General features: G+C 41.3%; 15 protein-coding genes. All 15 read right to left on the bottom strand.

The window, feature by feature from the left end; translation table 11 throughout:
* Window positions 1-82: 82 nt before the first annotated feature.
* From ABHF33_RS01850 to pseB, 15 genes are read right to left on the bottom strand one after another with little or no spacing between them, the layout of a single operon-like run.
* Window positions 83-958 (bottom strand): hypothetical protein, encoded by an 876-nt coding sequence (locus ABHF33_RS01850; RefSeq protein ID WP_348945372.1) that lies wholly within the window; start codon window positions 956-958, stop codon window positions 83-85.
* Complete coding sequence (locus tag ABHF33_RS01855) at window positions 901-2004, bottom strand: tetratricopeptide repeat protein (protein ID WP_348945373.1); 1104 nt, start codon at window positions 2002-2004, stop codon at window positions 901-903. The genes ABHF33_RS01850 and ABHF33_RS01855 overlap by 58 nt, the downstream gene beginning before the upstream one ends.
* A 30-nt stretch (window positions 2005-2034) precedes the next feature.
* Entirely contained in the window at window positions 2035-3075 is a 1041-nt protein-coding gene (gene pseI / locus ABHF33_RS01860) for a pseudaminic acid synthase (protein WP_348945374.1), read from the bottom strand.
* A 2-nt stretch (window positions 3076-3077) separates the two neighbouring features.
* The gene (locus ABHF33_RS01865; protein ID WP_348945375.1) at window positions 3078-3965 is read right to left on the bottom strand and encodes a class I SAM-dependent methyltransferase; all 888 of its coding nucleotides are present in this window, start codon (window positions 3963-3965) and stop codon (window positions 3078-3080) included.
* A gap of 13 nt (window positions 3966-3978) precedes the next feature.
* Window positions 3979-5274: an MBL fold metallo-hydrolase gene (locus ABHF33_RS01870; protein ID WP_348945376.1), complete on the bottom strand. Its 1296-nt coding sequence runs from the start codon at window positions 5272-5274 to the stop codon at window positions 3979-3981.
* 9 nt (window positions 5275-5283) lie between these two features.
* Entirely contained in the window at window positions 5284-5886 is a 603-nt protein-coding gene (locus tag ABHF33_RS01875; RefSeq protein ID WP_348945377.1) for a WbqC family protein, read from the bottom strand.
* Window positions 5849-5977 (bottom strand): WbqC family protein, encoded by a 129-nt coding sequence (locus ABHF33_RS16910; protein ID WP_432803952.1) that lies wholly within the window; start codon window positions 5975-5977, stop codon window positions 5849-5851. Before ABHF33_RS16910 ends, ABHF33_RS01875 begins: the two co-directional genes overlap by 38 nt.
* Window positions 5974-7479 (bottom strand): UDP-2,4-diacetamido-2,4,6-trideoxy-beta-L-altropyranose hydrolase, encoded by a 1506-nt coding sequence (gene pseG / locus ABHF33_RS01880; protein WP_348945378.1) that lies wholly within the window; start codon window positions 7477-7479, stop codon window positions 5974-5976. The genes ABHF33_RS16910 and pseG overlap by 4 nt, the downstream gene beginning before the upstream one ends.
* A 30-nt stretch (window positions 7480-7509) precedes the next feature.
* The gene (locus tag ABHF33_RS01885) at window positions 7510-8799 is read right to left on the bottom strand and encodes an aminotransferase class III-fold pyridoxal phosphate-dependent enzyme (RefSeq protein ID WP_348945379.1); all 1290 of its coding nucleotides are present in this window, start codon (window positions 8797-8799) and stop codon (window positions 7510-7512) included.
* Window position 8800: 1 nt separating this feature from the next.
* Window positions 8801-9574: a glycosyltransferase family protein gene (locus tag ABHF33_RS01890; protein WP_348945380.1), complete on the bottom strand. Its 774-nt coding sequence runs from the start codon at window positions 9572-9574 to the stop codon at window positions 8801-8803.
* Between the two features lies 1 nt (window position 9575).
* Window positions 9576-10250, bottom strand: a complete 675-nt coding sequence (locus ABHF33_RS01895) for a class I SAM-dependent methyltransferase (RefSeq protein ID WP_348945381.1) — start codon at window positions 10248-10250, stop codon at window positions 9576-9578.
* Window positions 10235-10711 (bottom strand): aldo/keto reductase, encoded by a 477-nt coding sequence (locus tag ABHF33_RS01900; protein WP_348945382.1) that lies wholly within the window; start codon window positions 10709-10711, stop codon window positions 10235-10237. Before ABHF33_RS01900 ends, ABHF33_RS01895 begins: the two co-directional genes overlap by 16 nt.
* Entirely contained in the window at window positions 10611-11105 is a 495-nt protein-coding gene (locus ABHF33_RS01905; RefSeq protein WP_348945383.1) for an aldo/keto reductase, read from the bottom strand. The genes ABHF33_RS01900 and ABHF33_RS01905 overlap by 101 nt, the downstream gene beginning before the upstream one ends.
* Window positions 11102-12259: a UDP-4-amino-4,6-dideoxy-N-acetyl-beta-L-altrosamine transaminase gene (gene pseC, locus ABHF33_RS01910; protein ID WP_348945384.1), complete on the bottom strand. Its 1158-nt coding sequence runs from the start codon at window positions 12257-12259 to the stop codon at window positions 11102-11104. Before pseC ends, ABHF33_RS01905 begins: the two co-directional genes overlap by 4 nt.
* On the bottom strand, window positions 12252-13250 hold the full coding sequence (gene pseB, locus ABHF33_RS01915) for a UDP-N-acetylglucosamine 4,6-dehydratase (inverting) (protein WP_348945385.1): 999 nt from the start codon (window positions 13248-13250) through the stop codon (window positions 12252-12254). The genes pseC and pseB overlap by 8 nt, the downstream gene beginning before the upstream one ends.
* Between the last annotated feature and the right edge of the window lie 211 nt (window positions 13251-13461).

Here is a 13461-nt window from a genome sequence, read left to right on the forward strand (position 1 = left end):
AAAAGTCAAAATCCAGTTTCGTGGATTGGGCTCACCCAACGGCGTACCCATGGCTCAGTTATCGACATACCCTAACGAGACTTTAGGGCTTTGACTGTATTTTTTCTTTGGCGAGTTGCAAAATGATGAGAGAAGTTTGCTCAATCACATTTTGCCAGTTATTTTCTATACCTCTAGCCAAGACAGTGGTAGTAGGGAACCAAGGTGAATAACCTTCGTTCCCCAGCATCCAAAAATCCTGCTGCAATGATAATAGGTATAAGGCAGGAAGACCCAAGGCTCCAGCCAGCATTAATGTTGACGTACATGGTGCCACAATTAGATCGCATGCTTTCATGAGGCAGGCCGTTGCATCCAAATCATCAAATAAATCAACCTCATATGCATGCAATACCTTACCAGGAAAGCGCTCGTCTAATTGCTGCTTTTCAATGTCACTAAGGTGATATTGAAGGTTAACGTAAACCACACCAGGCAACTCAAACATGGGGGCCAAATCATCAAGCGACAGGTAATGGACGTCACGTATCGCATCAGAATAACCACTTCGCCAAGCCAACCCAACTAGTAAGTTGGGTTGCAATTCTTTCAGGCGTTGCCGCCAATGTTCTGTTCTAATTACGTCGTCCTGCATTAGCCGCGGGTTAATTGGGAAAGACTCGACATGACGTCTAAAGAACCTCGGGAGTGAAGCAATTGGAATCTGATAGTCAAAATGCTCCAGCATCATCGGGTGACGTGGCACACGATTTGGAATAATCGCCACCTCTGGATAGGTACGACTAAATAAGGTGACTAATTTAGGGTGGCACGCATAGACAACTGTTGAAAACTCTTGAGCTAGGTCAGGCAGACAAGTAGCCCACATGATTTCATCACCCAACCCCTGCTCACGGTACACTAAGATAGATTTGCCGACACCGCTTTCACCTTTCCACTCAGGAATGGCAAGGTCCAATTTCTGCCCCCCTCTGGCCGCACCCAGCGCGACTCATAGCTTTCCCACGCAACATCAAGTTGCCCCAGCGCCATTTGTGTCATGGATAAGTGATACATAAAACCAGGGGAATCAGGGCGCTTTTCCAACGCTAGATAGTGATGCTGTAAAGCCTTTGCATACTCACCTTTTTGCTGAAGAAAAATAGCATACAAATCATGGACATCGGGATGCGAAGGAAATTTTTCGAGTGCCGCACAGAATGATTTTTCTGCTTCGGCATAATCGTGATTGACCTGGTACTGAAATGTCGCCATGTTGACTGCATAAATCCACTCATTTTTTGAGTATTCGGCAGCCTTCATATATTGGGCTTTTCCTAATTCAAAATCACCCAACTCAACCAGTACACAACCGAAATTAGCATAAAAACTGCCAAGCTCGCCCTCGCTTAAATCAGCAAATCTAGCCGATTCTTGCAAAATCTCAAACGCTTGGCGTGACTCGGTAAACTTGCCTATTTTCAGAAAAACACTTGCTTTTTGCAGTAAATACCGAGGATTTTCAGGGTCTTCAACTTGATCTAAATAAGTTAATGCATCAGCAAAGTGCCCTCGCAAAACCGAAGCACCTGCCAAATTAATAATTGCGGAAGTCATCCCAGGCCGCACTGCAATTGCCTTCCGCAGGTAATTCTCGGCAGATGTTAAATCATCCCTCGCTAATGCAATTGCACCCAATTCATTACTCACCTCAGCATCAAGTGGCTGCTCTTGGTGTAGAGTCAGAAAAATCTCCTCGGCTTGTGACATATTACCTGCCAGCTTTTCCAATTTACCAAGGTTATACCGCAATGAATAATGGCTCGGTTGCAATTTTAGAGCCTGCATAAAAATAGAACGTGCAGCAACATAATCACCCATGCTGGCATAAATTGCTGCACGTAAATGTTGAACATCAAAATCAGCAATATCAGAAGGTAATTTATTCAGAATCGATAATGCATCCAGGAGCTTGTTATTTTGAAACAAACCAAGAGCCTGCTGAAAAATTTTATTTTTTTGCACATCAATCCCTTTAATTATCTGACAACTGAATTAGAGTAGTTCAAACGTTAATGGCGTACCACGCGAAATATCGTTTTTTGCAACTTTGCCAAGTACAAAATCCAGATATTTTGGTGAAAGCCCCAGGCCAGGTCGAATCGCACGCACATTGTCTATTGTAAAAACCTCTCCTGCTTTAATATCACTACAAATATATAAAGAACGTCGATACATTAAACTTTTATTTTCAGCTTGAGTCGGGCCATACAGCACTTTTCCCAAAGCCTGCCACGCACGCTCAGTTTCTACCACCAAACTTTCAAACTCATGAGGTTCTAGGGAAAATGTTGAATCAACACCGCCATCTGCACGTGACAAAGTGAAATGCTTTTCAACAACACTTGCCCCAAGTGCTATGGCAGCCACAGCCGCACCTATACCCAAGGTGTGGTCAGATAAGCCTACTTCGCATGAAAATAACGTGCCTAGATGGGGTATTGTTCTCAAATGACTGTTGATTGGGGATGCGGGATAGGTACTGGTACATTTGAGCAAAATCAAATCAACACAGCCAGCCTCACGAGCTGCGCGCACTGTTTCATCCAATTCAGCAATGCTGGCCATTCCTGTTGAAATAATCACCGGCTTACCTGTTGCTGCTACTTTGCGAATCAATGGTAAGTCCGTATTTTCAAAGCTCGCAATTTTGTAAGCGGGTACATCCAAACTTTCCAGAAAATCAACTGCGCTTTCATCAAATGGCGTGGAGAAGGCAATCATTCCCAGCTCACGCGCCCTAGCAAAAATAGGTTCATGCCATTCCCATGGTGTGTGTGCTTGTTGATACAAATCATATAGGGATGAACCTGCCCATAAATTGTTCGGATCGGAAACAAAAAACTCAGCCGAACTCAGATTAAGTGTCATCGTCTCCGCTGTATACGTTTGCAATTTTAGTGCATGCGCCCCTGCCCTTGCAGCAGCCTCAACAATTTGCAGAGCACGTTCTAAAGATTGATTGTGATTACCTGACATTTCGGCAATCATAAAAGGCGGCATGTGAGCACCAATTTCTCTACCTGCTATGTTCATACTCAGCTCTTTTTCGGAATCGCATACATCGTTATTTGTCGACCTAAACCTAGCTCACCTAAAGACTGGTAAAGTTTCTGCAAAACTTCAAAACGACCATTTTGGGCTAGCGTTTGTTCAAATTTCACACGTTTTTGATGACAAATCTTTCCTAAGGCATCTTTGCCGACATAAACATCACCAAATAACAAAAACATTTCCAGTGGAAAAGAAGACTCAATATGTACGACCTCAAAACCACACAATTCAAACAGATTCTTCAATGAGTTGACATTAAAATAATTAATGTGTCCTGGAGGGCAAATCCACCATTGATCAAGCTGATACTCCCGATCAGCGACTACCTGAAATTCATTAAATTCATTTGGCACCTCAACTACCAGCATTCCATTTGGTGACAGATAATGCTTCAGGATTCTCTTCAAAACTTCTGCAGGCTCTCGCAAGTGCTCCAAAACATTGAGTAGCGTAACCACATCAAATTTTTCCCCGAAATCATGGATGTGATTTTCAAAGCCCAGCTGAATTACAGACAACCCCTGTGAAATCCCGTAGGCACATCCTTCAGCAGATGGTTCCATGCCACTGACTTGCATCCCTTGCTCGCGAAAGTAAAGCAATGCCTGACAATAACCGCAACCAATATCTAGCAAAGTTCGTCCTTTCAAATCTCCAATGTATTTATGACATTGCTCATATATAAATCTCCATCTTAGCAAGAAAAATTCTTTATCCTTCTCTTGTACAGCTAAGTCAGAATCATTGAATTTTTTATACTCACCAGAATAAAACTCATTCAGATAGAATTGTTCAACCTGTTCATAAGATGGAACAGGATCTACACGAAGATAGTTAAATTCAGGATCTTCTACCAACTTATAGCCATTCAATATCATACCAAACCTATATACGGAGATGATTTAAAGCAATGTATACTTCAAAAATATACTTATCAGGAAACCGGTGATAAGATAGAAAACCACTTGCATCAGCAATATTCCAAGAAAAGCCCCCTGTCAAGAGTAAATAAAGTAGATTTTTATCACATGCAATAACTAGTCTATTGTTTTCGCATGGCTTAGTTGAAAATTCAAGGGTATATGGTTTTGACAATGAAATATTCGCATACTGACCTAGGGCAATTTGAATAGAATAGCTCCATGATAAATTAATATTCTTAGCATCGAGATAGCCTTTAAGGCGAGCAAAAGCCAAATTCATCAAGTATTCAAAGGAAACAGTCGGCACAAGTTGTATGAATTCATGTCCATGTAGTACATTGCTTGCCACATCATTAATAAACTGAGTGCGCTTGTATTCATTTTCATAAAAGGCAATAGCACTAGTGTAATCTGCTCCCGCCTCACTTTCCAACTCAAGCTGATCCCCAGGATTTAATAAAACAGGCTTGAATTGATCATTCTTGCTTACCTCTCCAGCAAGGTATTTATATGGAGAAGCAGCACTTTTTGGCCATGCCATCAAGCCATTCAGTTTGGCACTTCGGCCTGCCAATACATGACTACTGGCTGCACATGCAAATAATCGAGGCTTCAATCTTCGCAAACAAGCCAACATCTGTTTCTGATATTTTTCAATTATTTGAGCTGCACGTTCTAATTTTTCACTATCAGTAAGATTTTGATAGCAGGCAGGATAACCAGATCCACCCGCAGGAGGCAGCAAAGCCAGCTCAAAATTATACTGCGATAAATATTGATCTAACCCAGGGTAAGGTGGATTGTCATTCGCAAAATAAATGGTTTTACTGTCAAAATGAATTAGTAACGAGGAATCAAGAATATGATTAAGTTCATGCTCTGGATCCGCTTCAACAACTTCAAAATATAAGCATGGAGCAGCTTCAAATTTGACACGTGGCCTAAGATTAATAATGTCCTTGAATTTCAGTGAATGATACTTTAAAAATTTCTCTACGAAATTAGGTTTTTTATCCATTAAAACCACTGTCGCATTACGATCTAATTTCTCCAGTGTTTTTAAATCGCAATGATCTTCATGAATATGAGATATGAAAATATAATCCAGAGCTCCAATATCTTTGGCTTGAATCGTTGGTGGAGGATATTGCAACCAGCTCCCACCATAAATTGCACCACCAATCCATGGATCAGTCAGAACTCGAACTCCATTGAACTCAAACAAGAAACAGGAATCTGCGATTAATTGAACTTTCATTATATTCTCTCATTGGGATAATATATACTGCCTTGCTCCATGAAACCCACAATGAGCAACAACATCAACAATAGAAAGACGATCAGTAAAGTCATTTATATTACTTTGCACATACGGCTTCGGATAAAAACTTTGAAAATGGAGTCGGATATCTGAGCCGATTTCAAATCCATCATCAGTTAGATATTTTTTAGCCCCCATCGGAGAAAAATACTCATCACACTTCATTAATTGACATAGTGATTTCAAGCGCTCAATGCGCTGACTTGGCATTGAAAAATGATGTGCGACAAATCGAGGCGTCAGTATTTGCAACCGCTGACAAAAATAGTTAGTCAGGTTAATATTCAGCTCTGATAAGCGTACTTCCCCCCCCGAAGCAATCATTTCGATCACCTCTTTAACATCAGAAAAATGCGTTGCATTTCTATAGGCATTAAATAGCGTAGCAGCATGCTTTTTACGCCAATTGTTTTGATTTGGATCAATCATTACATCTTGAATATGCTGACCTAGAAAAGCACGCTGAACAGGAACAGTTAACCATTGCACATGCCCCTGATAGAGTATCCTGTTACGCTGCTGCCAAGTCCCCTCTCTCGTATTGGACATTATCTAAATAGATAAACACATCTGACTTGGCAATCAAATTGAAGTAGCCAGCCCATGGCAAATAAAATGGCTGCATAATCGCACATCTCATACAGTCAAAGCCCAAGTTGAAACTTGCCGCTGACTTTCAGACCAAGCAGAGGGCCGCCCCCCAGATTGAACACGGACAAAACCAAATTTCTGATACAAAGCAATCGCTTTGAGATTGTCATCTAAAACCGAAAGATATAAAATTGGCAACTTCATATTTACAAATGCATATCGCAGAAGAAAACAAAATGCAGTTTCACCCAGCCCCCTATTTCTGGCATTTAAATCACCAATATAAATCCATGCTTCATAATCATCAGATGCATCCATTTTTTTCAATCCACAATTTCCAATATGACAAGCATGATGATGAATTGCAAAAATATATTCTTTTCCACTCTTTAATTTAGAATCCCAATATAAATTATGCACACGTAAATCAAAAGGTGTTCTTACCACGAACTGTGACTGGACCAAAGGATCTTGGATAAAAGTGAATGTCTTCTCTATATGCTCTATGCCAAAATTTAGCAACTCTATACCCATTGAATCTGCCATGTGCGCAGTTCGCTCAGCAACAGGCAAAAATTCCAGTGGGCCTAATTCGCCAGCAAACCAGGATTTTAATGCTGCTAGCCAATTACTTTCCATCAACTCTTCACTTCTACCTAAAAAATGCAAAGTATTAGCTTCAGACATTTGAAGCAGTGGTAAGTACTGATTATCTGCAACAGCAACTACGATACTAGGCAGTTGCATAAAAATACGCTCGTACGTAGTAATCCCACCGGCCCCCAAAGCCACATCTGCTTGAGCCATCAAAGCAGCAACATTTTTTTCATCGACGTAAAGTTGAAAATTAGCATGATTTTGGCATAAAGCTTCGATTGCACATTTATCAGGATTTTTACTACTTAATAAAACATCCACCTGGAGATGATTGAAGTGAATCGCCAATAATTGAAGTATTTTTATTGTCAAATTCTGTGGATCTGTACCTCCAAAAGAAACAAGAACTCGCTTTTTCTCTGGCACCTTGTCTCTGACAAGACCTATTTGAAAGAATTCTTCACGAAGTAAAACATACTGTTCACCAATAAATTTCCTACACCAAAATGGTGTCAGTTTTTTATATCTGGATTGAGCATCAATGAAGTAGTTTTGATCCAGTAAAAAATCTGAAACATGATCTCGGTCTGCCAAATCATCAATTACCAAAATTCGCTTTGCAATACCAGATGCCAATTGCTCCCAAGCCGCATCCAGTCGATAATGATCAACAACAACCCAATCAAAAGCAAGATTATCTCCCAATGCTAATACCATGGCCTGAAAATCAGCTACTTGATTATAGCAAATCTGATCTATATCCTGATCGCAATCAAACAAAAAAGTCTGAAATCCATTTTGAATAATTTCAGATCTTTGGTGCCCTTCGATATTGCGGCATGCAAAAAAAACTTCAGCTCCATCTTTTATCAGTCTATTCGCCAAAGTAAGGCAGCGAGACACATGCCCAACGCCTATTGCCAAAGAGGCATCAACGCGAAATAGTATACGCATTTGGCATTCTCAATTTTCTTAATGGCACAGTTAACGAATCTTAAACAAAGGTGTCAATGTTTTACAATTAAGCTGCGAGTGCAGATTTTTCTCTCTAATTGCCTTGTCAATTTTAGGCAGTACTACCTCATATACAGATAGTAAATAATCCAGATTTTCAGCAGTGTGCGCATAATTCAGATTATGCGTACCCAGCGTAAGAACACCCCTAGCTTGCATTTCTTGCATAAAGAAGGTTTTAATATCCCATTGAGTATAGGGATCCATATCTTTGAACAATAAGAAAGACCATACCGGATAACCAGACAAAGAGAGCCAAGATTCAAGTTTATGCCTATGAATCATCGTCTGCAAAGCATCAAGCAATCGTTCTCCACGTTCTTTAATAATAGATAGAACTGGTTCTTTCTGTAGCTTTTCTAATGTTGCTTTCGCTGCAGCCAATGACAATGCTTCACCACCGAAAGTAAAAGAGAAAAAAATCTCCTCCATTAATTGCATAATCTCGGCACGCCCGACAATAGCAGAAAGGGGAAAGCCGTTAGCAAGCCCTTTGCCAAAAGTTGCCAAATCCGGAGTAACTCCGAATAAAGTTTGGGCTCCGCCATTGTCAAATCGAAATCCGGTAATTGTTTCATCAAAAATCAGCAGGGCACCATGTTGATGAGCCAGATTTTTGACCTCCGCCAAATAACCTTCCAAGGGTTGAATGACATTCATGGGCTCCAAAATAACGGCAGCGAATTCATGTTGGTGGCTATTTAGCAGAACCTCTAATGCAGATGAATCATTGTATGGAAAAGGATGAGTCAATGACCGCACTTGCTCAGGTACGCCGAGTGAACGTGTTGTAGAGCCAATATACCAATCTTGCCATCCATGATAACCACATACTGCAACACGGTCCCTGCCGGTATAAGCACGAGCGAGCCGTATCGCCCCTGCGGTCGCATCAGAGCCATTTTTGCCAAACCGAACTCGTTCTGCACATGGAACCATAGCGCAAATACGCTCAGCAACTTCAATTTCAATTGGATGCGGTAAGCTAAAAATGACTCCATCATTTAATTGATCTTGAACCGCTCGTGTAACATCAGGATCGGAATATCCGAGTGTAATCGAGGCCAGTGCACTGATCATGTCTAAATATTTGTTGCCATCAACATCCCAGACATAACATCCTTGACCTTTTGTCAGAAAAAATGGAGATACTCCAATAGGGTACTGGGTTTTACTTTTGCTAAAAGTTTGCGAGCCCAAAGGGATACTTTTTAATGCCCTTTCCAGCATTTCTTCAGAACAGTGGTAGCGTTCAGACATTTTAATGGGTCTCTGTTTTTGTAGTGAGCTTATCCAGCTCGAGTGATTTTAAATATCCCTGATTTCTAGTTTTAGCGCAGTTAATTTGGGATAACTCAGGCTCTCTATTGAGCAAGTCAACAATATCATGCCGATTGAAATCCGATTTGACCGGATAAAGTTTTTTATATATCTGTGTAACAAACTCAAAATCATCGGCATCATCAACAGTCCAGCGCATCGCTGAGCGATCAATTTTGTCGGTATAACTTCCCAAACAAAAACGCTGATTCTGCTGATAAAAAAACGATGTCACATGTTCACGCTGTGAAGGCAAATCCGCTTCTTGCCAAGCTAATTTCAATAGCTCAGCACGAAATATTTCAGCGTCCAAGCCATCTGGGAATGTCGGCTCTAATGCCGTACTTGCATAATCAAAATGACCATTAAGATAAAACTCGATCAGCCCATCTATGAGTTCTGGATCACATAGAGGACAGTCTGCAGTCAATCTGACAATATGTTGTGTCGGATATTGCTGAGATGCTTGATAAAAACGATCCAGAACATCAGCTAAATCACCCTGAAAACACATAACACCTAAGTGGCGGCATAAATCAACAATAGGCAAATCATCCGATTGATTGCTTGTCGCAACTAATAATTGGTCAATTCTCTTACATCGTAGCAGTCGCTCTAACTGATGCTCCAGCATAGGGCACCCTAGCAAAGGGAGCATTACCTTTCCGGGTAAGCGAGTAGAAGACATTCTTGCTTGAACAATACCTAAAATCATTTTATGCGCTCGCTATTAAAGGCCATCCCTGCTCAAGCGATTTGTGTAGCACCCATGCAGCAACCCTTTCATTCTGATCTAAATGAAAAGATTCATCGTAATGCGAAAATGCATGCTTTTCAACTTCAGCATACTGAGGAAAAGCGAGGAATAAGGATGCATAATTCATTTTATAGCTATAAATTCCTGATCTATGAACATATGGGCGGCGATGTTGAGTTACAGGATCAAAATCTACAACACCAATAAAACCACCATCTTTTAATACCCGATCTGCTTCAGCAATTACCTGGCATAATAAGGAACGATCAATCAGGTACAAGCAAAATCCAAAGAAAAGAAAGTCAACACTTGCATCTGCCAGAGGGAGTTTTTCTGCAGTTCCCTGATAGAAACTAATGGTTGGATACTTTGCTTGACCATCAGCAATTGCCAGAGCAGAAGGCTCTAATGCTGAAGCTTTACAATTCTTTCTTTCCGTCAGCATTGCCAAATGCAAACCATTACCTGAGCCCACTTCCAAAACATGATCTGATATTTTTACATACTTGGAAAACAGATTAACAAATTCAGGCTTATCATTTTTCTCATATTTTTTTTCATTTCTAAGGAAAAACTGATCACCTTCTTCAAAAAATGCTTCTTTCTGCGGCGTTAGCTTCATGATTGCTTCCATTTTGATGGATCTAAAATATCTGCATCTTGTTCTGACCAACTGGCAAAATCATCAAGATAGTGCGCTTGATGCCACGCCTGAATAATTTCATTTAATTGCATCGCACTAGTTATGCCAATCACGATAGCCTCCAATTCGGAAATTGCTTGAACAAAGCCCATTAAAAATGCCAGTCTGGTAGTGTTTGATTGCCTTGCATACTTATCTAGTGTCACTAGCTTTTCACTTAAGGCAAGTGCAAATGCAGGTAGTTCATTTGGTAGTGCAAGTAGCAAACCTTGCAAGAAAATTGATCTGGCATGCAGTGCAATATTTTCCCTCGACATTTCAGCAATCATTCCGCTTGTTAAGAATCGCTGATCAAATAAACTCACTGGAAACTGGATCAGATTTGGTGAATACGTTTCGAGTAATTGCTTTGTTTGCTCGACTGTATAAACAGAAAAGCCGATTCTTTTCACCTTCCCCTGCCTTTTTAGACTCTAGCAAAGCAGACCATAAATCAATACCTTCAGGCCTGAGTAAATCATCCGCTTTATGCACAAGTAACGAATCTAGAGTAGTACATTTTAAATTAGTCAAACTGGCATCTAGGGATTGATCAAACCAGCCTTGGGTCAGACCTGATTCTGGCAGAGCTGGAATTTTACTTACAATATTAAACTGCGAGCCCAATTTTGATCTACCAATTACTTTTTCGGCATCACCATAGTTTGCCGCAGTATCAATATAATTAATCCGATTTTCTCTGGCTAACGCTAATATCTCATCGACAATTGCAGGCTGAACCTTCCCTGACACATTAGTCAGACCATAATTCATGCCAAACTGGGCAGTTCCAATTGCGAGCCTCATTCAATCTCCAATACTTCAAGCAAACTTTGGATCACATAGTCCTGATTACATAAAGACAGATCAGCAAAAAGCGGCAAAGTAATGGCCGATCTGTAATAGCTTTCAGCACAAGGGAAATCACCTTCGTTAAAGCCTTGATTGCGGTAAAAGGGTTGCAAATGGACAGGCAGATAATGAACGTTCACGCCAATCCCTCTTAACCGCATTGCGTCAAACACTCTCTTCCTTTCTTTTTCATTTCTTAGATTTATGCAAAAAAGGTGCCATGCTGATTCAACACTATACTTTGGCAGTTGAATTAAATCCTTCGGGAGTTTCTGAAGGTAATATTGCACTTTGTCTCGACGCAAACTGCAAAATTCCTTTAAACGGCTTATTTGGTTAACGCCTAAGGCCGCCTGCAAATCGGTCATTCGATAGTTAAAACCCAACTCCAACTGCTGATAATACCAATCTCCCTCCGATGTTTGAGTCATTTCATCTGGATTTCGTGTAATACCATGACTTCTTAAGCGTAATAATCGTCGATAAAATGCTTCATCATTGGTCGTAATGACGCCCCCCTCACCTGTAGTGACAATCTTTACCGGATGGAAACTGAATACAGTTGCTTGGCTATAATGACATCCGCCAACAGGCTGGTCTTGATAGCTGGCACCGATGGCATGCGCGGCATCTTCAAGCACTCGAAAACCATAGCGTTGCGCCAATTGAGCAATCGCAGCCATATCACAGCTCAAGCCGGCAAAATGCACCGGAATCAGCAAAGTAGGTAAAGTACCCATAAGTTCAGCTTGTGCCAGTTTCTGCTCAAGGGCTTCAATGCTGATATTGCGGGTATATCGGTCTATATCAACAAAATCAATGGCTGCACCGCAATACATTGCACAATTTGCACTGGCGACAAAGGTATTTGGTGAAGTCCAGACCCGATCACCCGGGCCGATTCCCAGCGCCAGACATGCCAAATGCAGGCCCGCCGTCGCGCTCGACAACGCAACGGCATACTTGGCTCCGGCAGCTTGTGCTACCGCGTTTTCAAAACATTCAATCATCGGCCCCTGTGTAAGCCAATCGGATTGTAATACGCGAACAACTGCAGCAATATCTGCTTCGTTAATCGATTGCCGACCATAAGGGATATAGCTATCCATTGTATTTCTGATCCATATCGATTAATTCATCAATTGATAAATACCACTTATTATTGTCCGAGGTATATTTCGCACCTTCCGTCATCGCGACGCCGATCTCACCAAGAGCATTTTTTGAATAATCATTTTCAACGACAAATCGAATCGAAGGTGTAATTACATAATGGTCATCAAATTCCAGCGTATGCAAGCTGTCGTCGCGTGAAATCATCATTTCATGCAGTTTTTCACCCGGGCGTATACCAATTATTTTTTGCGGTCTATCTGGTGCCATTGCCGTTGCCAGATCAGTAATTCGGATTGATGGAATTTTTGGTACAAACAGTTCACCACCATACATACGGGCAAAGCAATTCAAAACAAAATCGACGCCATCTTGTAATTCAATCCAGAACCTTGTCATTCTGGAATCGGTAATTGGCAAATACGCAGCATCTTCTGCGATTAGTTTGCGAAAAAATGGAATCACTGAGCCACGTGAGCCAATTACATTGCCATAGCGCACCACGGCAAAACGCGTCGGATGATGGCCTGTCATATTATTTGCGGCGACAAATAATTTATCCGACAATAGTTTAGTTGCACCATATAAATTGACAGGGCTGGACGCTTTGTCTGTTGAAAGGGCAATAACTCTTTTTACCCCATTTTCAATCGCTGCGTTAATGACGTTTTCAGCACCATTCACATTAGTGCGGATACATTCGGTGGGATTGTATTCCGCTGCGGGCACTTGCTTGAGCGCGGCAGCATGTACGACATAATCAATTCCCCGCATGGCCTGCTTTAAACGATCTGCATCACGAACATCGCCGAGAAAATATCGCATGCACGGCGCATTGAACTCCTGCTGCATTTCAAACTGTTTCAACTCATCCCGGGAAAACACCACCACTCTGGCGGGCTGATATTTTGCCAGTAAAGTACGGATGAACTGTTTGCCAAATGAGCCAGTTCCGCCCGTAATTAATAGGGATTTGCCATTAAACATGCGTGTTTTCCATCTGTGCGGGTTAATCAAGGCAAGCTCATTATCTTATGCAAATGAGCAGACTGAGGCTAGCCACAATAAGCAAGTGTTTCAACAAGACAGCAATTTTAGCTTACGCTAGCTACAGCATCTGGCAACTTGGCTCAGATCATCAAATTGCGGCGATCATCAGATCGCTATACATAGTCAACGTATAGCCTTCCAAGCCCTA

Origin of the sequence: Chitinibacter sp. FCG-7 (assembly GCF_040047665.1) — a bacterium.
Classification (GTDB): Bacteria; Pseudomonadota; Gammaproteobacteria; order Burkholderiales; family Chitinibacteraceae; genus Chitinibacter; species Chitinibacter mangrovi.

Bases quoted from the DNA above. Each gene is read 5' to 3' on its own strand.
- pseI (WP_348945374.1), bottom strand. From the start codon at position 3,075: ATGAACATAGCAGGTAGAGAAATTGGTGCTCACATGCCGCCTTTTATG.
- ABHF33_RS01870 (WP_348945376.1), bottom strand. From the start codon at position 5,274: ATGAAAGTTCAATTAATCGCAGATTCCTGTTTCTTGTTTGAGTTCAAT.
- ABHF33_RS01875 (WP_348945377.1), bottom strand. From the start codon at position 5,886: ATGTCCAATACGAGAGAGGGGACTTGGCAGCAGCGTAACAGGATACTC.
- ABHF33_RS16910 (WP_432803952.1), bottom strand. From the start codon at position 5,977: ATGAGATGTGCGATTATGCAGCCATTTTATTTGCCATGGGCTGGCTAC.
- pseG (WP_348945378.1), bottom strand. From the start codon at position 7,479: ATGCGTATACTATTTCGCGTTGATGCCTCTTTGGCAATAGGCGTTGGG.
- ABHF33_RS01885 (WP_348945379.1), bottom strand. From the start codon at position 8,799: ATGTCTGAACGCTACCACTGTTCTGAAGAAATGCTGGAAAGGGCATTA.
- ABHF33_RS01890 (WP_348945380.1), bottom strand. From the start codon at position 9,574: ATGATTTTAGGTATTGTTCAAGCAAGAATGTCTTCTACTCGCTTACCC.
- ABHF33_RS01895 (WP_348945381.1), bottom strand. From the start codon at position 10,250: ATGGAAGCAATCATGAAGCTAACGCCGCAGAAAGAAGCATTTTTTGAA.
- ABHF33_RS01905 (WP_348945383.1), bottom strand. From the start codon at position 11,105: ATGAGGCTCGCAATTGGAACTGCCCAGTTTGGCATGAATTATGGTCTG.
- pseC (WP_348945384.1), bottom strand. From the start codon at position 12,259: ATGGATAGCTATATCCCTTATGGTCGGCAATCGATTAACGAAGCAGAT.
- pseB (WP_348945385.1), bottom strand. From the start codon at position 13,250: ATGTTTAATGGCAAATCCCTATTAATTACGGGCGGAACTGGCTCATTT.